This window comes from Vreelandella mediterranea, assembly GCF_970647075.1.
The window spans coordinates 2,991,769-3,007,473 of sequence record NZ_OZ310198.1 but is presented as its reverse complement, the minus strand read 5'-3'; the positions used below and the strand labels follow the sequence as shown (position 1 = coordinate 3,007,473).

Genomic DNA, 15,705 nt, shown 5'->3' with positions numbered 1-15,705 from the left:
TCTCAGGGCGTCCAGGTAACGAAGTTTTCAAGCAGGCGAAGACCCGCGCGTGCGCTTTTTTCCGGGTGAAACTGCACGGCGAACGTGGCGTCGCGGCCAATGGCCACGTGGGCTTTCACCTTGCCGTACTGGGTCGTGCCCAACACGTGGGCATCCTGGCTGGCGTTGACGTAGTAGCCGTGGACGAAATAGAAGCGCTCGTCGTTTTCGATACCCGCCCACAGCGGGTGGTCGTGGTGCTGGGTGAGGCGGTTCCAACCCATGTGCGGCACCTTCAGGCGCTGGTCGTGCTCGTCGCGCATGTCCGGGGGGAAACGGTCGACGCTGCCCTGAAAAAAGCCCAGGCAGTCCACGCCGCCGTTCTCTTCGCTTTTCTCCATCAGCATTTGCTGGCCTACGCAAATGCCCAGCAGCGGCTTGGCCTGGCGGGTCAGAATATCGTCGACCAAACCGCGAAGCTCGGTGCGTTCGAGTTCGCCAATACAATCGCGAATTGCGCCCTGGCCTGGCAGCACCACGCGGGTGGCACCCAGAATACGGCGGGCATCCCGGGTGATGATGACGTTTTCGTGTGTGACGTGTTCAAGCGCCTTGGCCACGGAATGCAGGTTGCCCATTCCATAATCGATAACGGCAATGGTCATTACGCGCTCCTTTTAGTGGTTAGCGAAGTCGACCGGCAGGCAGCCTTCGACATTAAAGCGTTCCCTTGGTCGAGGGCATCTGTCCGGCCATTCGCGCGTCTTCGGCCAGCGCCATGCGTAGCGCCCGGCCAAAGGCCTTGAAAATGGTTTCTGCCTGGTGGTGGGCGTTGTCTCCCTTGAGGTTGTCGATATGCAGCGTCACGCGGGCGTGGCTGACGAACCCCTGGAAAAACTCGCTGAAAAGCTGGGTGTCCATTCGCCCGATGGTAGCGCGGGTGAAGGCGGCGTTCATGAAAAGGCCCGGGCGGCCGGAGAAATCCACCACCACGCGGGAAAGCGCTTCATCCAACGGCACGTAAGCGTGGCCGTAGCGGTAGATGCCGCGCTTGTCGCCCACGGCTTCATTGAACGCCTGGCCCAGGGTGATGCCTAAATCCTCGACCGTATGGTGGTCGTCGATGTGCAGGTCGCCGGTCACGTCGAGCTCGATATCGATCATCCCGTGCCGCGCGACCTGGTCCAGCATGTGATCAAGAAACGCGACGCCGGATTCACCTTTTAGATGGCCCTGGCCGTCCAGATTGATCGTGACGGTGATCTGCGTTTCGTTGGTGTCACGGCTGACCGTGGCAATTCGCGCTGACATGTTGCATCTCCTGCGCTTACGCGCATAGTGGGGCGGCGGGCATGGGCTTCGGTAACCCCCGGGGCTTGGACATAATAGCGAGCCAAAACAACCATTATAGAGAATCGATGACCCCATCCGCTACAATGCGCGATAAGGTTGCCGCTTTACCGGCGCCCATCGAGCGGCTTAGCCGTAGCCAGGAGGATTTCAGCATGCCGGTGACGCTTTTCTACGTTGACCAGGCCCGGTGGGAGGCCGACGAGCGCATACGCCTCGATTTGAAGCGTATTTATGAGGACGCCCCTCAGGCGCGCATCAAGACCCTCGAGGTGGCGCCCTTCATCGAGGAGCACCTCGAGAACCGGCAATTCTTTGCCTGCGCCCACTTCAATGAACACCTGCTGGGGGCGGTGGCTATTTTCGAGGCCGAGGACCGCGCCTGGTGGTTGTCCGAGCTTTGCGTACGCAAGAGCGCCCGGCGGCGTGGCGTAGGGTCACGCCTTATGGCACTGTTGGCCGAACAGGCAAAGCACCAGGGCCGCACGCTGCGCATTGCCACGGCGACATTGCCGCTGGCCGATCGCGTGCTGCTTTCCAAAATAGGCTACCGGCCGAGTTCCGTGGCCACTTCCAATGCCGGTAACGGCGCTTTCCACGAAAGCGACCCCAACGAGTATGTCGAGCTAGACCCACAAGGGAAAGGGTGATGAAACAGTTATTGCGTATTTTGCTGGCCGCGGTCGGTATTTTGGCCATGGTGGCCGTGGCCGCCGTGGTGTATGTCACCACCTTTTTGGATCCCGAGGATTTCAAACCGCGCCTGGTCGAGGTGGTCGAGGAGCAAACCGGGCTGAGCCTGGCGCTGGAAGGGCCGATCACCTGGTCGTTCTACCCGCGCATCGGCGTCAGCGTCGAACAGGCCCGCGCCTGGCTGCCCGAACAATCGCGGGAAGAAACCTCCTTCGCCGCCGTCGACAGCGCCGAGGTGAGCGTGGCCTTCGCGCCATTGCTGCGCGGCGAAATCGCCGTCGACGGGCTGACCCTGGACGGCGTGCGTCTAAATCTCGAGCGCAACGCCGAAGGCGAGGGCAATTGGCAACTGCTCGTGGACCGGCTGGCCGAGCAGAACAGCGAAACCGCCGAAACCGTGCTGGCGCCGGCCAGCGCCGGCCCCCATGTCGATGCAGGCAATCTCTCGGTGGTGCTCAATATCGCCAGTGTCGAAGTGCGCAACGCCGATATCCGTTTTCGCGACGCGCCCAGCCAGTCGCTTTGGCGGCTACAGTCGTTGGATATTTCCGGCAGCAACGTTAACCCGGCGCGCTCCTTCCCGCTAAAGGCGATGTTCACCCTTACTCGGCATAACCGGTTGGACGCCGAAGCGCTGGAGCGCCCGCCGGTATTCACCAGCGAGGTCAGCCTTGAAACCCGTATGCGGCTGGGGCTGGACGAAGAGCAGGTCATTTTCGAAAACTTCCAACTCGGCACGCGCTCGACCATCTCGCAAGAGAGTGAGCCGCAGCAGCTAAGCCTGCGAGCCGCCGAAATGACCGCTCGGTTGGCCGAACAGCGCCTGAGCGTGAGCGACGGCGTACTGGAAACCGGCTTTCGCCACGCCGAAAACTGGCAGGGCAGCCTGGCGATGACGCTGGCCTTTGCCCTCGATGCCGACTGGGCCGCGCAAACCGCCCAGTTACGCGATGCCCAGCTCACCGGCTCTGATGGGCTGCGCGTAAGCGGTCATCTCAATATCGAACAGCTTCAGGACGACCCGCAGTACCAGGGCCAGCTCAACGCCGCGCCCTTTACCCTGCGCCCCTGGCTTTCACGCATGGGGGTCGAGCTCAATACCGCCAGCGAAGCCGCACTGAGCGACGTCGCCATGACCAGCCCGGTGCAGGGGAGCCTCGAGCAAATTTCGCTGCCGCAGCTTTCGCTGGTAATCGACAGCAGCACCTTCACCGGCGAGCTGGCCGCGGCGCTGGATGGCAGCGCGCTCAACTTCGATTTGACCGGCGACCAGCTCAACCTGGACCACTACTTGCCGGGGCCGGTCACCGCCCAGCAGGCCAGCCGCAGCATCATTCGCCGCGCCGTGGCCCAGCAAGAAAACCCGCTGCTGCCCCAGGCGTGGCTTGCCACGCTGGATCTACAGGGCGACCTGGCGCTCGATCAGCTCGAGCTTGCCGGGCTCGTGTTCAACGACCCGGAGCTTGCGCTGCGGGGCGAGCAGGGCCTGCACCAGTTGACCGGGTTCGAGTCGCGCTTCTACGACGGGGCGCTCAACGCCACCGGCACCCTGGACGCGCGCGAGCCCATTTTGACCTGGCAGCTGGCCCCTCAGGTAGAGGGCGTGCAGGTCGCCCCGCTGATCGAAACCTTCAGCGACGAAGAGTCCCCGATTCGCGGGCGCTTGAACATAGCGGGCGATCTCTCGACCCAGGGCAACACCCGCGACGTGCTAACCAGCAACCTCAACGGCGAGCTCGACGCGCGCCTGAACGACGGCGCGATTTTGCACACCAATGTCTCTCAACAGGTGTGCGAACTGGTGGCCCGTATCGAAGGCGAAGGGACGCTCAGAGACTGGCAGCCCGATACCCGTTTCGAGCAGTTTGGCGCCACCTTTAACGTGCGCAACGGCGTGGTCACCAGCGACGACCTGCTGGTCACCCTGCCGGGTATCGATATGCAAGGTAACGGCGAGCTCAACCTCAACAGCATGAACTTCCTGACCCGCGCCAACGCCCGGCTGGTCGATACCGCCGACGCGGCCTGCTCGGTCAACCCGCGCCTACAGGCGCTTGCGCTGCCCGTGCTGTGCGAAGGCCATATCGACGACGAAAAGTCCCAGTGGTGCCGCCTGGATCGCGAGGCCTTTCAGAGCTCGGTGGTGGCGCTGATTAGAGACGAAGCCGGTAGTGAAATCGAAGAGCGCCTGGGCGACACGCTCGACAATATCGACCAACGCCTGGGAGAGGGTGCCGCGCGGGAACTGCGCAACGGTATCCGCAACCTGTTCGACTGATACTGACCCCCTTTGATGCGCCGGCCCAAGGGCCGGCGCTTTTGTTATCGCCCGCATTACCTCATTAACTGCTCTAAAGGGAGCTGGAACATTAAATGGCCGATACGCCCACGCCGTGCCTGACGGCCCCTGAATTTCAACACCGGCTGCTGACCTGGTTCGACCAGTACGGCCGTCACGATCTGCCCTGGCAGTCGCCGCGCAGCGCCTACCGCGTGTGGGTGTCGGAAATCATGCTGCAGCAAACCCAGGTGAATACCGTGATTCCCTACTTCGAGCGCTTCATGGAGCACTTCCCGACGCTTAAGGCGCTGGCCGATGCCTCCCAGGACGAAGTGCTGCACCTATGGACCGGGCTTGGCTACTACGCCCGCGCCCGCAACCTGCATAAAGCCGCGCGCATCGCCTGCGAGGAGCACGGCGGCGAACTGCCTTCTGAGAGCGTCGAAGCGCTCACGGCGCTGCCCGGCATTGGCCGCTCCACCGCTGGCGCCATCATTGCCCAAAGCACTGGCGCCCGCGCGCCCATTCTGGACGGCAACGTCAAACGCTCGCTCACCCGGCTGCACGCCGTACCCGGCTGGCCCGGCAGGCCCGCCGTGGAACGCAAACTTTGGGCGCTGGCGGACTACTTCACCCCCGACGAGCGCCTCGCCGACTACACCCAAGCGGTCATGGATTTCGGCGCCACGCTCTGCACCCGAGCACGACCCGACTGCATCATCTGCCCGTTCAACGATGTATGCGCCGCCTACCAGGAGGGCGCCCCGCAGCGCTACCCGGAATCCAAACCCAAAAAGACGCTGCCCACCCGCGAAACCATCATGCTGATGCTACGCGACGACCAGGGGCGCGTATGGCTGGAGCAGCGCCCGCCTTCGGGGCTTTGGGGTGGGTTATGGGGGCTGCCTCAGTTCGACGACTACCAGGCCCTCGACGACTGGCTACAGACCCGGGTCAAAGCGCCCCATAAAGCGCACCCCTTGCCGGATTTCACCCACACGTTTAGCCACTTCCGGCTTTCGATCACCCCGCAGCCGGTGAGCTGCAAAGAAATGAACGGCGTGCACGAGCAGGGCGTATGGTACGACCCCAACGACCCGCCTGCCCTGGGCCTGGCTGCGCCAGTCAAGGCGCTTTTAAGTCAACTGGTGCCGTTTTCGCTTGATCCGACCCCGGGGCCCTAGCCCATACTCGGTATCGATTCCCCATTTCAAAAGGAGCACCCCATGAGCAACACGGTTTTCTGTCGTAAGTACCAGCAAGAACTACCCGCGCTTGCGTTTCCGCCGCTGCCCGGCAAGCAGGGCCAGGAGATTCAGGCCACGGTGTCCCAAAAAGCCTGGGGGGAGTGGCAGGCGCTACAGACCCGGCTGATCAATGAAAAGCACCTCAATATGCTCGAGCCGGAATCGCGCCAATACCTGATGGATCAGATGGAGCGCTTTTTAAATAACGAAACCACCGATCAGGCCGAAGGCTACGTACCCCCCAGCCAGCCCTAACCCACGAATGGCGGGCGTTTTGGCCCGGCGGGGCCAGCGCCCATAAACGTGGCGCTTTGCCATAACCACGTGATCGGAAAGAAAGTTTCACAAAGGTGTTGACGAAAAGCGGACTTTTTAGTTTAATACGCACCGTTGGCAGCGGCCAGATAGCTCAGTCGGTAGAGCAGGGGATTGAAAATCCCCGTGTCGGCGGTTCGATTCCGTCTCTGGCCACCAAGCGTTGGGGTATCGCCAAGTGGTAAGGCACCGCTTTTTGGTAGCGGCATTCCCAGGTTCGAATCCTGGTACCCCAGCCATTGCCAACAAGATTTCTTGTTGACTGACTCGCTTTACGCAATCGGTCAAATGTTCAAGAAAGCACGAAGCGCCGACATAGCTCAGTTGGTAGAGCAACTGACTTGTAATCAGTAGGTCCCGGGTTCGACTCCTGGTGTCGGCACCATTAAAAATGGTTATAAAGCAAAGCGTTATAGAACATGATCAAGCCGCCTTTTAGGGCGGCTTTTTCGTTTCCGTAGTTCTCTACATAGTTCTAGGTACTAAATCACTCTTCCCCGGGGTGATATACCAGCGGCACGCTGAGGTCATAAGTGTCCATCATGCTCGCCGAACGGTGGCCACTGGCCTCCTGTTTTTCGTGTCGTGTCCCTTTCGTATCGGTAATGCCCCGCCGCTTGAGGTCGTGAAGGCCGAAACGCTCTTCTTGTGTGATCAATTCTTCTTCGATGGCCAGCTTCATCAAGCGTTGCCAGGCGGTGTCCAGGCTCGATTTGCGTAGCTCGCCGCCGTCGGCGGCGACGATCAACGGGCGCGACTCGGGGTGCATGGGTACCGGCTTTCCTTTGGCTTTCCAGATTCCCGCGCGGCGCTCGGTGGCGGCCGTCCAGGCGGCGTTCAATCGTGGGTACCAGCGTACGACGTTATCGCGTGAGCCCTTGCGGCGGTTGGTCATCACGCCTTGCGCGGTGCTGTGGGCATCGGTGAGGGTGATCACTTCGATACCCCGTAACCGGCAGATATAGGCCAGCTCCATCACTACCCAAAGGTAGGGTGCGCAGGCGCCTTTCTCGCCCCGCGTGCGTTGGCCGCGCTGTTGAGCGAACTCGGTCAATCGGGCAATGGTGGTCAGCTCGGGCAAGCGGCGCTGTTTGCGCTCTTTTGCCGCCTCGACGCCCTGGGCGGGGTTGGTGTCGCAGTGGCCGCGATTAATCCCCCAGCGAAACAAACGGCGCAGGTAGCGCAGCAAGTGATTGGCTTTTGACGGTGTACCCTCGGCGGCGATCCTGTCCACCAGCCGCTGGACCAGTGCCGGTGAAAATTGCGTGGTGGGCAGGTCGCCCAGTGGCTTGTCCAGTTTCGTGGGCATTTCGAGTAGGGCCGCACGGCAGTAGTCGTAGTCCTGCTGGGTCTTGATGGCCAGCTCTTTGAGCTGCGCAGACTGGTGAAACTGCTGAGCCAGATAGCGAAGGGTGCGGCGATCAATGCCGCTACGCTGCTCCATGATACGGTGCAGCTCTGACAGGGTGGCATCGGCCCCGGCGATGCGCTCGGTTTTCAGTTTGCCCGCTTCATCGCGATATTGAACGTACCAGCGGCCCCGGCCGCGCTTGTCGAAATAGACGCTATTCGGGAGCTTCGACTGGTTGATGTGCGCCGGTATGTCGGGGCTGTGCTTCCGCGGGCGTGTCTTCATAGGATGTCGCTAGGGCTGAGTTCTTGTTTCGGAGCGGCTTCAATACCGCCCGCTTTGTTAATCAGGTCGATGGTGGTCCAGGGGCCACGTCGGCCGTTGAATACCATCACGCCTTGTTCGCGAAGGCATCGGGCTGCGTCGGCCGGGCGCTGGTAGCCGGTAATCGCTTTGATTGCTTCGCAGTCTATTACGCTTTGTAGGCTCATGAGTGACTCCTAGACCGCCACTGGTTGAATCGGTTGCGGATCGTGCGGAACGTTTGGCGCGCCTGGTGGTTGCTGTCGAGCTCGGCGCGGCTTTGGATTTTGCAGGCTGTGATCAGCCAGTCACGGGCGTCGTCTGAATTATGGGTGCCGTCCGGTAGGGCGCTTTCGTCAATACCATTCTTGGCTCGCCGGCGGCGATCGAGATAAAGCTGGAAGGCACTATCCTGACAAAGCATTGCAGCTTGTCTGGCGTAAGCGCCCCCTTTGGGTAGCGGTGGTGACTGAGCCGGTGCTGGTGGCTTACTGTTCATCACTGGAGAGTCACTTGACGTGCTGGCCAGCGCTTTTTCCAACTTCTCGAATGCTTGCTTATCCAGCGGGTTGTAACAGCTTTGCCCAAAGATGCCACGATAGGCGGCTAAGGCCGCGCTTCCTGTTACCTTGAGTATGTCGATTTGCTTGGCAGCTTCTTCGGGATTCTCACGAACCCAGCTCGGATCGATGGCCATGGTCACCCCTTAGCACCGGGCTTCGTTTCGTGAATTTCGAGCACTTCGCGGATCTCGATCACCTCTACGCGCGGCTTGAGGTGGCTCGCGGCGCTGACACCGAGCTGGAAGCCACTGCCGATGCAGAAGGCAAGGACCGTGAACTTGGCGACGTAGCGCCAGTCTTTGGGTATCGGGTTTGTCATCGCTTACCGTCCTTGCTTGTTTTTCAGTTCACGAATGCCTTGGCACTCGATACACGTAGTGGCCCAAGGCGCCGCTTGGCGGCGCGGTGCCGGGATCTCATAGCCGCAGTCGATGCACTCATCATGTGGAGCGGACTGGGCGAGCTGGGCGCGGTTGGCCAGCGTGGAATCCAGGCTTTGTTGGGTGATGTCCGCGGCGCGGTCGGCGTTATCAACCATGTTTGTTTTCCACCTCTTCTTCGTTCATCCATTCGCGGCACTTTTCAGCCCGCCAGCTATCAGGAAATATTGCGTACTTGCCTTGTGTGGCAACGCTTCTATCCATGCCGCCAATCTGGGCTTGCTCGCCTTCGGATATCTGAATGCAAATAGGCTCGAGGTCGCTGTCGTGCCACTGATCACCGATTTTTACGCGCATGTCGTTCTCCTTTATCAACACAGTTCGGGCGGGAAGTACTCGTCTTCCGCGCTTTGGGCGTATGCGGGTGCCGGCGCGAAGAGGTTTCGCGCGGCTTCTTGGGCGGCGATGGCGTCTTCGTACTCGGCATCGCGCTCTACTCGGTAAATTTCTGAGCTTTGCCATTCATGTAATCGGGCAAGCTGGGCTTTTTTCTCTTCCGGTGATGGCTCGCGGGGTTCGATGTCGACCCCCTGCGTACAGTTAGTGACACGAGTCCAAGGGGACTCGGCTTCGCCTCCTCCCAAACCCCCTTGGGGGCTGCGCGACTTTCCGCGCACTTGCCAGCTGTAGAAACGGGTCAGGTATTCGTGCTCGTTACCTTTGCCGTCATTGACGACTAGGCCGAAGGTGCCGAGCGTGGTTTCGCCGTGGCGGCCGCGCGCCTCGAGGCCGCGCATGACTTCGCCGGTCGCGTGGCTGTACTGTTCGCGCTCGTCGCGGGCGCGGCTGAGGTCCACGCGCTCCATAACCCACGGCTTGATGGGACGATGCTTACGGGGCAGGTTGGGGCCACCCATAAGACGGAGAAACTGGTCCCACTGGCCGGCGTTAGCCGCCTTGCGGATCTGTTCGAAGCGTTGAGCCAAGCGCTGGGCGGGGCGGGTGGCCGCTTCCCAGTTCTCCAGCTCGTCGAGGTGTTTCTCGTTGAAGCGGCGGATCTCCCGCCAGACCGTGACGCTGGGCAGGCCGATGAACTGAAACTGACGGATGCCCCAGACGGCGGCCCAGGACTCGATGCGCGGCGCGGAGCTGTTCAGGTCGTGGCCGTAGCTGTCCTTGTCGTCGTTCTCGACGCCGTCGCGGGCGAACTGCTCGCCGTTGATGTTCTTGCTGATGTACTTGGCCACGTAGCCGGCGGCGGTGCCCCGGCGGTAGTCGATTTTCTCGACCTTAAAGCGGGCGCTACTCTTGCGGCCGTGGCGGTCGAGCAGCTCTTCGGGGGTGTCTTCCTCGGCGTAGCACCGGAGCACCTCGTTCACCGTGTCGACGTGCTCGGGGTCGGTCCAGATCAGTAGGTGCCAGTGGGGCGTTCCATCGTGGTGAGGCTCGACCACGCGGATGCCGTAAACGCCGATGTTCTCGCGGGCGAGCTTGGCGCGGGTGCGTGCCCACACGCCTTGCAGGTAGGCCTGAGCATCGCGCGGCGTGGCGCCGCCGTACTTCGGGTTACGGGTACCGCTGCGCGCCTGTACGGGGTGAAAGCGCGACGGCGCGGTAATGGTGTAGAACATTCCCGCTTGGCCCAGCCGGCGCGCTTCGACTTCGGTATCGCGGATGCGGAGCATCAATTCAGCGCGACGGTGGTTCGGGTTCGAGAGGCCCAGCTCGGCGAGCTCGGCCAGCGTGTAGACCTGGCCGTCTTGGTTAATCGCTTCAAGCGCATCCAGCAGAGCGTGATTGCGGTTTTTCTGCGCGCGGCGGCGCTCGAGGGTCACGTCGCTGCAGTAGATGCCCGCCCGCTTGTGGACCCGGTGGGCCTCGCGCTGGATCTGCTCGAGCCGGCGGCCGCCCAGGCGGCGCAGCTGACGCCGCCACCAGAGCGGGTCGGTCAGCTTGGCGATCTGCACGTTTGTCATGATCCGGTCGCTGGGCGGCTGAATGCCATGCGAGCTAACCCTGAACCGGGCTTTCTTAAGCGCCATTTCATTGACGACCGCGAGGCTCATGACCGGCGCGCGATACCAGCGGAACACCGCCATCAATGGAATGACGCCCAACGGGGGCGAAAGAGGATTGCGTGACGTCGCGACCTGGAGAGCGATTTCACGCGCTTGCGCGCGTAGCGTGCGGGCCTTCGGCGTTTTAAGGTTCAGCGGCGGCGGTAGCAGGCCCAGCCGCAAGCGGCGGTTATGCTCGGCGATGCCGCCAATCAGCGCGCTACGCTCGCGCTCGATCGCTGTGGCTTGGGCGCTGGCGTGGTTGATGACCGCCTCGTCATCGTGAGTAGCGTTGAGCCCGCGCAGCATCAGGCGCTCGGCGACGCTTGCCAGCCACTCACAGCCGGCTTTCAGGCCTTCGATGGTGGTCGCGCCGCGCTTGACCAGCGCTTCGAAACCGCGCTCCAGATCGCCTTTGATCGCTTCGAAGCGGCGATAGACGTCGGTGGGTTCGATCAGGCCCTTGGCGTTGTTTTCGAGCCAGCGGTTGCCCGCTGCGTTGCCGTGGCGCGTGGCGACGTGCAAGAAGCCCTCGGCCAGCCGCTCGGCCAGCGTGGGCAGTCGGTCGAAAAAGGTCTGGCGGAAATCGGCACAGCCGGGCTTGCCGCCGACGCGGGGCGCGCCGAATGCACGGGAGCACTCAATCGCCGAGCTCATGCCATTGCTCCGCTAGCCGGGGCGCCATTGGCCAGCAAAAACGAGATCGCATCAAAGATCGACATGGTATTGCGGCGCTCACCGCGGCACCGAATGTCAATGCGGTAATCAGGAACGTCTACGCCTTTGAAGCAAAAGACTTCGCATTCGCCAAGGCGAGTATCGATCAGCAGATACGGCACGCCCTCGCTACTGAATACGCCGAAATAAGCAAAGCGCACGAATGCCTTGACCAAATACCGGGCCTGCTGATTGCACTCCCGCGAAGCGATGTTGGCATCAAACTCCATGAAGCCGCTCATTGGCTGCGCCCCGTTTTGGCCATGTCTACTCCCAGCCAGCGGCCCTTGGTTTGCGAGGTAGCATTCGCGGTGGCGATATCCTGCTGGTAGTCGCTCAGCACGCCTTCCAATTGCGAAGCGCGCTCGCCCAGCAGGCGCGCTTCGCGCTCGACTTCCTCGGCCGCCATCCGCAGGCCGGCGGTGTACAGCTTGCCGGCTAGGGTCTGGAGCTCGTCCTGGGACTCATAGAGAGCCAGCATCGTCAGCTCGGTGTTCATGCGTCCCCCTGCTCGATCAGTGACAACCAGTGCGGGGCGGCGGGGCGGTCGTCCTTTTCCAGCGTGACCGCGATGGCCACCTTGTGGCGATTCAGCACGGCGTCCAGATCCACTAGCCGACCACTCAAGCCTCGGCGAATCTCCGTGGCGCTGGTGATATGGCCCGCCGCCTCCAGGTCATTGGCTAGCTGTTCAAAATGGCCCATGACGTTGAAGTGCCCTGATACCACCTCGATATTCATGCGACCCCCTTTTCGATCAACGCGAGCCAATGCAGCGCGGCCTTGGTGTTGCCTTCGGCCAGTGCCTGGCGGGCGTGGGCGGCCAGCTCGGCGCTGGGGTGGGCGGTGCGGTTGCGCAGTTGGTCCTTGAGGCCGGTGGCGTAGTCGCTCATGCGGTGGATCGCAGCACGAATCGCGTCGCGGGCAGCCTTGGTGAACTCGCTGATTTGCTGTGTCGCATCTTCCTTGAGGGCGGCGCTTTTGAGCACCAGGCGGCGCTCGGCGAAGGGCAGGTTGGCCCAGACCTCGACGAGGTCTTGATCGGCGGCGCGGCCGTGGAGCTCTGCGCGCAGCTCGCCGAAACCGGCCCGGTCGGTCTCGATGCGGGGCGGCTGGGCGCGCGTGGGTAATGCGGTGACGTTGGTGGCCATGGCGGTTTACCTCAGTGCTCGAGGACGGTGGGGCGGCGGGTGTCAGCGTCGACGACTTGGGCGAGGCCGGCATCGCGGGCTTGCTGGATCATGCGATTCAGGTCGCGAGCGGTAAGCATGACCGGGCGGCCGCCGGCATCGCGAAAAATGACGACGTGCGAGGTGCTGGCGTCGATGTCGATAGAAGCGGTTTCGTTGACGCTGTCGAGGTCGGCGAACGCCTGAATGGCCGCGATTTCGGCCTTGGCTTGACTGATGGCGTAGTCGTTGACGAGGGTTCCGATCGTCACGCGCAACGCTTCGGCGCGACTGGCCCAGCGGTGTTGCCAAAGCAGCTCGGTGGCCAGATCAAACGGGGCTTTCGCGGCGTTGATGGGGGTTACGTTCATGTCGGTTCCTTTTTCAGTGATTGCGGTGCGTTAAGGCGCATTTGCCCTTGTGCCTCGAGCCCGACTTGCCGCTGTAGCCAAGCCGAGGGCTTGATATCGACGTCAGGATTCGGGCAGTAGCTAAACGCCAGCGTCTCGGTGACGGCGAACGTCGCTTTGCAGCGGTAGCCACACTCAAACTCGTTGGTGCAGTTCAGGTAGAGCTCGCGGTACTCAGCCAAATGCGTCTTCGAAGTCCGCACTCGCATGAATGAACCGCAGTGAGGGCAGTCAAACCGCAACCGACTGACCTCGTGCATGTCGTCGTTTTTTTCAGTCACTGCGCCCCCTGCCTGTGTCGTATAGCGCGCGTCCGCGTCCGGTAAGTGAACCCACGCCCTTGCGCATGCGGCGGCGTAGCAGCCACTCGGCGGCTTGTTCTATCGTGTCGAGCCCTTGTTGTTGCCGCACGGCTTCGAGCTTTGCTTCCAGCTCGTCGTCCAGTGCTACCTGGTGTTGGGGCATTTTGAGTGCTCCTTTTGGGCCTTTTTCATGCCTGCCTTTACGACGCGCGTTCGCCCATAGTGGTGTTCAAGAGATCGCCGACGCCGAGCGTCTCCAGCGCTTCCTTGAGAATCAGCTGGCGGAGTAGCGTGGCTTTCGACATGCCGGTGTAGTCGACGAGCGCGTCGATGAGCTTGGCCTCGTAGTCGTCGAGGTTGACGGCGGCGTAGCGCGAACGGATACGGCGGGTGTCCTGGTGCATGGCGGTGGTTCCTTTTGCATTCACCAACGGGGTTATTCGGCGATGAGGGAGTCGGCTTTGTATTGGCTGATGCCGCGCTGGATCATGATTCGCGTGGCGGCTGATAGAGATCGCTGTTCAATTTCCGCGATGCCCTCAAGCTCGGCGCGTTCGGCTGAGGTCATCTTTACGAGTACTTGGCTGTTCTTTTTTTCACACGGAGTACCCGCATGAGTAGGCTGGATGGCTTTAATGCTATGCATGGTTTAACCTTCTCTATATATGGTTATCTAACAGTTGCTCGTATGAATACTAGTTATTCATTCGATTAACTGTCAAGTCGAGGATTAATCTTTTGAGTAATTTTCCTGAAAGGCTCAAGGAGGAAAGGATTCGCCTTGGCATGTCTCAAGAGGCATTTGGTGAGGTAGGAGGCGTTCAAAAAGGGGCGCAGCATAACTACGAGCATGGACGCCGGAAGCCGGACTCTGAATATTTGGAAAAAATTCAAAAAATAGGTGTGGACGTTGGATACCTTTTTTGCGGTATTCGAAACAAAGACTCTCAATCGAGTAGTTTTAGTCCAGATATGGCCTCGAGTTCCTCAATTGAGGATCAAGCCCGCGCCTATTACAGGAATCAGATCGATGACCCCGCGATCGCGTCCATCCCGCTGTACGATGTTGAATGCTCTGCAGGCGCTGGCCGCAATTTCGAGGGTGAGAAAATTCTTGCCCACATGCACATGGACCGGGACATTTTCCAGCAGCTCTACAAATCCTCACCTGAAAGCACCGTTGGCATCCGCGTTCGTGGTGACAGCATGGCGGGAACGCTAGATGACGGCGATTGGGTGTTTGTTGATTTAAGCGACCGCGACCCCAGCCGAGAGGGCATTTATTTAATCCTCATGGATGGCGAGCGCAGAGTTAAAAGGATGCAGCGAGTGGCCGGCGGCGGCTGGCTGCTGATCAGCGATAACCCGCGCTATGACAAGGAACTGATAGCGCCGGATAAGAAGCAGTTTGTAGAGGTACTGGGGCGCTGCCTGGTGAATATGGGGCAGCTGCTGTAGTTGTAAAAACAGGAGGGGAACATGATTAAAACAAGACTTTTAGGGCTCGCTTTTCTCGCCCTGGCGGGGAGTGCTGCAGCGGCAGAGCTTCCGCGCTTTAACGTGGAAGCCTATTGCGAGCGGGTGGCCAGTGGTAGCCATGACTCGTTCAACTACTGCATCGCAGAGGAGCAAAGCGCCTACGACGATCTGCGCGGGCGCGCCGCATCGGTCAGTGACCAAACGATGGATTATTGCAGCCGGGTGGCGGGCAATAGTTACGACTCGCTGCAGTATTGCATCGAGGAAGAGAGCGACGCCGAGGAAAACCGGCGTTCTTTTATTTTTGATTGATCCTGCATTCCAACTCAAACAAGGGCTTCATGATGCTCAAAATAGTCACGTTAGCTACCTGTATTCTAACTGCTTCTTTTTCCTTGGGCGTTGCAGCTGATACACGCCATTCACTGATGGATGAAGCCCTCGGGCTTGTGTCGATTGGCTTTGATATGGCCGAGTATGGCTCATCCTCAAGCACTGACGACGTGGTTCAGTGTATGGGGATGATGGACGAACATCAGCACAAAGCCAACGAGTTGCGCGACCGCGTTACCGAGCTGCCTTATGACGCTTTCCAGAACAACATGGAACTGGCCTCTATTGAGCTACGACGGTGCCTTTCGTGCATCCCTGATGCCATTTCCAGTTGTGAAGATGCCGAGGGATTTGTCGATGAAGCCGAGCTCGCGCTGGAAGACTAGCGAGGCGTTGCATGAGACTAACTTACCTGGGCCCGCTGGCCCTCAGTATTGACCACGCTGCCCTCGAGGCGCTGGATTGCACCAGTTATGCGCCGAGCTGCTTTGCCGTGGAGGTGGGGGTCGAGGCGGGTGTCGAAGGCACGGTGATCGAGGGCGATGTGCTGGTGGTGGACGAGTCGCGCAGCCTGGGGCATGACGATCTGGTGGTGGTGGAGATGGACGAGGCGCTTCACTTGTACCGGTCGTTTCGGGTGGGGGCTCGCTACCGATTATTGCCGCTTGGCGGTGGCCAGGGGTTGATGGCCACGGCGCGGATGGTACGCGGGGTGGTGGTTCATCAAGCTCGGTGTGTGCTGGATGAGGTACTTTAAATCACTATGTCTTTTACCT

General features: G+C 60.7%; 26 protein-coding genes and 3 tRNA genes. 11 read left to right on the top strand and 18 right to left on the bottom strand.

Annotated features, from left to right (window positions below):
• Nucleotides 1-2: 2 nt before the first annotated feature.
• Entirely contained in the window at nucleotides 3-644 is a 642-nt protein-coding gene (hisH, locus tag ACWFVE_RS13860) for an imidazole glycerol phosphate synthase subunit HisH (RefSeq protein ID WP_447529851.1), read from the bottom strand.
• Between the two features lie 52 nt (nucleotides 645-696).
• Nucleotides 697-1,290: an imidazoleglycerol-phosphate dehydratase HisB gene (hisB, locus tag ACWFVE_RS13855; RefSeq protein ID WP_447529850.1), complete on the bottom strand. Its 594-nt coding sequence runs from the start codon at nucleotides 1,288-1,290 to the stop codon at nucleotides 697-699.
• Between the two features lie 194 nt (nucleotides 1,291-1,484).
• On the opposite strand from hisB, the gene ACWFVE_RS13850 reads away from it, so the two are divergent.
• The 7 genes from ACWFVE_RS13850 (at nucleotide 1,485) to ACWFVE_RS13820 (ending at nucleotide 6,250) form a co-directional block, all read left to right on the top strand.
• Nucleotides 1,485-1,979, top strand: coding sequence for an acetyl-CoA sensor PanZ family protein (locus ACWFVE_RS13850; RefSeq protein ID WP_447530545.1), 495 nt, complete (start codon nucleotides 1,485-1,487; stop codon nucleotides 1,977-1,979).
• The gene (locus tag ACWFVE_RS13845; protein WP_447529849.1) at nucleotides 1,979-4,300 is read left to right on the top strand and encodes an AsmA family protein; all 2,322 of its coding nucleotides are present in this window, start codon (nucleotides 1,979-1,981) and stop codon (nucleotides 4,298-4,300) included. Before ACWFVE_RS13850 ends, ACWFVE_RS13845 begins: the two co-directional genes overlap by 1 nt.
• 95 nt (nucleotides 4,301-4,395) lie before the next feature.
• The gene (gene mutY / locus ACWFVE_RS13840; protein WP_447529848.1) at nucleotides 4,396-5,487 is read left to right on the top strand and encodes an A/G-specific adenine glycosylase; all 1,092 of its coding nucleotides are present in this window, start codon (nucleotides 4,396-4,398) and stop codon (nucleotides 5,485-5,487) included.
• A gap of 42 nt (nucleotides 5,488-5,529) precedes the next feature.
• Nucleotides 5,530-5,805 carry an oxidative damage protection protein gene (locus tag ACWFVE_RS13835; RefSeq protein ID WP_447529847.1) on the top strand — a complete coding sequence of 92 codons (276 nt, stop codon included), beginning with the start codon at nucleotides 5,530-5,532 and terminating at the stop codon, nucleotides 5,803-5,805.
• A gap of 143 nt (nucleotides 5,806-5,948) precedes the next feature.
• Nucleotides 5,949-6,024: transfer RNA gene (locus ACWFVE_RS13830), tRNA-Phe, on the top strand.
• A 5-nt stretch (nucleotides 6,025-6,029) separates the two neighbouring features.
• Nucleotides 6,030-6,104: transfer RNA gene (locus ACWFVE_RS13825), tRNA-Gln, on the top strand.
• Nucleotides 6,105-6,174: 70 nt separating this feature from the next.
• A tRNA-Thr gene (locus ACWFVE_RS13820) sits at nucleotides 6,175-6,250 on the top strand.
• Nucleotides 6,251-6,352: 102 nt separating this feature from the next.
• Here the strand turns inward: ACWFVE_RS13820 and ACWFVE_RS13815 are convergent.
• From ACWFVE_RS13815 to ACWFVE_RS13740, 16 genes are read right to left on the bottom strand one after another with little or no spacing between them, the layout of a single operon-like run.
• The gene (locus ACWFVE_RS13815; RefSeq protein ID WP_447529846.1) at nucleotides 6,353-7,501 is read right to left on the bottom strand and encodes a site-specific integrase; all 1,149 of its coding nucleotides are present in this window, start codon (nucleotides 7,499-7,501) and stop codon (nucleotides 6,353-6,355) included.
• Nucleotides 7,498-7,707: a hypothetical protein gene (locus ACWFVE_RS13810; protein WP_447529845.1), complete on the bottom strand. Its 210-nt coding sequence runs from the start codon at nucleotides 7,705-7,707 to the stop codon at nucleotides 7,498-7,500. The genes ACWFVE_RS13815 and ACWFVE_RS13810 overlap by 4 nt, the downstream gene beginning before the upstream one ends.
• Nucleotides 7,704-8,216, bottom strand: a complete 513-nt coding sequence (locus tag ACWFVE_RS13805; protein ID WP_447529844.1) for a hypothetical protein — start codon at nucleotides 8,214-8,216, stop codon at nucleotides 7,704-7,706. The genes ACWFVE_RS13810 and ACWFVE_RS13805 overlap by 4 nt, the downstream gene beginning before the upstream one ends.
• A 2-nt stretch (nucleotides 8,217-8,218) precedes the next feature.
• On the bottom strand, nucleotides 8,219-8,401 hold the full coding sequence (locus tag ACWFVE_RS13800) for a hypothetical protein (RefSeq protein ID WP_447529843.1): 183 nt from the start codon (nucleotides 8,399-8,401) through the stop codon (nucleotides 8,219-8,221).
• A 3-nt stretch (nucleotides 8,402-8,404) separates the two neighbouring features.
• Nucleotides 8,405-8,620 (bottom strand): TraR/DksA C4-type zinc finger protein, encoded by a 216-nt coding sequence (locus tag ACWFVE_RS13795; RefSeq protein WP_447529842.1) that lies wholly within the window; start codon nucleotides 8,618-8,620, stop codon nucleotides 8,405-8,407.
• Nucleotides 8,613-8,819, bottom strand: coding sequence for a hypothetical protein (locus ACWFVE_RS13790; RefSeq protein ID WP_447529841.1), 207 nt, complete (start codon nucleotides 8,817-8,819; stop codon nucleotides 8,613-8,615). Before ACWFVE_RS13790 ends, ACWFVE_RS13795 begins: the two co-directional genes overlap by 8 nt.
• Nucleotides 8,820-8,833: 14 nt before the next feature.
• On the bottom strand, nucleotides 8,834-11,176 hold the full coding sequence (locus ACWFVE_RS13785) for a replication endonuclease (RefSeq protein WP_447529840.1): 2,343 nt from the start codon (nucleotides 11,174-11,176) through the stop codon (nucleotides 8,834-8,836).
• On the bottom strand, nucleotides 11,173-11,466 hold the full coding sequence (locus tag ACWFVE_RS13780) for a hypothetical protein (RefSeq protein WP_447529839.1): 294 nt from the start codon (nucleotides 11,464-11,466) through the stop codon (nucleotides 11,173-11,175). The genes ACWFVE_RS13785 and ACWFVE_RS13780 overlap by 4 nt, the downstream gene beginning before the upstream one ends.
• 8 nt (nucleotides 11,467-11,474) lie before the next feature.
• Nucleotides 11,475-11,735 (bottom strand): hypothetical protein, encoded by a 261-nt coding sequence (locus tag ACWFVE_RS13775; protein ID WP_447529838.1) that lies wholly within the window; start codon nucleotides 11,733-11,735, stop codon nucleotides 11,475-11,477.
• Nucleotides 11,732-11,977: a hypothetical protein gene (locus tag ACWFVE_RS13770; RefSeq protein ID WP_447529837.1), complete on the bottom strand. Its 246-nt coding sequence runs from the start codon at nucleotides 11,975-11,977 to the stop codon at nucleotides 11,732-11,734. Before ACWFVE_RS13770 ends, ACWFVE_RS13775 begins: the two co-directional genes overlap by 4 nt.
• On the bottom strand, nucleotides 11,974-12,387 hold the full coding sequence (locus tag ACWFVE_RS13765) for a hypothetical protein (protein ID WP_447529836.1): 414 nt from the start codon (nucleotides 12,385-12,387) through the stop codon (nucleotides 11,974-11,976). The genes ACWFVE_RS13770 and ACWFVE_RS13765 overlap by 4 nt, the downstream gene beginning before the upstream one ends.
• Nucleotides 12,388-12,398: 11 nt before the next feature.
• On the bottom strand, nucleotides 12,399-12,776 hold the full coding sequence (locus tag ACWFVE_RS13760) for a hypothetical protein (RefSeq protein WP_447529835.1): 378 nt from the start codon (nucleotides 12,774-12,776) through the stop codon (nucleotides 12,399-12,401).
• Nucleotides 12,773-13,096, bottom strand: a complete 324-nt coding sequence (locus tag ACWFVE_RS13755) for an ogr/Delta-like zinc finger family protein (protein WP_447529834.1) — start codon at nucleotides 13,094-13,096, stop codon at nucleotides 12,773-12,775. The genes ACWFVE_RS13760 and ACWFVE_RS13755 overlap by 4 nt, the downstream gene beginning before the upstream one ends.
• Nucleotides 13,089-13,280 carry a hypothetical protein gene (locus tag ACWFVE_RS13750; protein ID WP_447529833.1) on the bottom strand — a complete coding sequence of 64 codons (192 nt, stop codon included), beginning with the start codon at nucleotides 13,278-13,280 and terminating at the stop codon, nucleotides 13,089-13,091. The genes ACWFVE_RS13755 and ACWFVE_RS13750 overlap by 8 nt, the downstream gene beginning before the upstream one ends.
• 37 nt (nucleotides 13,281-13,317) lie before the next feature.
• Nucleotides 13,318-13,521: a hypothetical protein gene (locus tag ACWFVE_RS13745; protein WP_447529832.1), complete on the bottom strand. Its 204-nt coding sequence runs from the start codon at nucleotides 13,519-13,521 to the stop codon at nucleotides 13,318-13,320.
• A gap of 32 nt (nucleotides 13,522-13,553) precedes the next feature.
• Nucleotides 13,554-13,763 carry a hypothetical protein gene (locus ACWFVE_RS13740; RefSeq protein WP_447529831.1) on the bottom strand — a complete coding sequence of 70 codons (210 nt, stop codon included), beginning with the start codon at nucleotides 13,761-13,763 and terminating at the stop codon, nucleotides 13,554-13,556.
• Between the two features lie 92 nt (nucleotides 13,764-13,855).
• On the opposite strand from ACWFVE_RS13740, the gene ACWFVE_RS13735 reads away from it, so the two are divergent.
• Genes ACWFVE_RS13735 through ACWFVE_RS13720 form a run of 4 tightly spaced genes read left to right on the top strand, consistent with a single transcriptional unit; the run spans nucleotide 13,856 to nucleotide 15,686 of the window.
• Nucleotides 13,856-14,575 carry an XRE family transcriptional regulator gene (locus ACWFVE_RS13735; RefSeq protein WP_447529830.1) on the top strand — a complete coding sequence of 240 codons (720 nt, stop codon included), beginning with the start codon at nucleotides 13,856-13,858 and terminating at the stop codon, nucleotides 14,573-14,575.
• Between the two features lie 21 nt (nucleotides 14,576-14,596).
• Nucleotides 14,597-14,908 (top strand): hypothetical protein, encoded by a 312-nt coding sequence (locus ACWFVE_RS13730; protein ID WP_447529829.1) that lies wholly within the window; start codon nucleotides 14,597-14,599, stop codon nucleotides 14,906-14,908.
• A gap of 29 nt (nucleotides 14,909-14,937) precedes the next feature.
• Nucleotides 14,938-15,315, top strand: coding sequence for a hypothetical protein (locus tag ACWFVE_RS13725; RefSeq protein WP_447529828.1), 378 nt, complete (start codon nucleotides 14,938-14,940; stop codon nucleotides 15,313-15,315).
• 11 nt (nucleotides 15,316-15,326) lie between these two features.
• Complete coding sequence (locus ACWFVE_RS13720; protein ID WP_447529827.1) at nucleotides 15,327-15,686, top strand: hypothetical protein; 360 nt, start codon at nucleotides 15,327-15,329, stop codon at nucleotides 15,684-15,686.
• The last annotated feature ends 19 nt before the right edge of the window (nucleotides 15,687-15,705 follow it).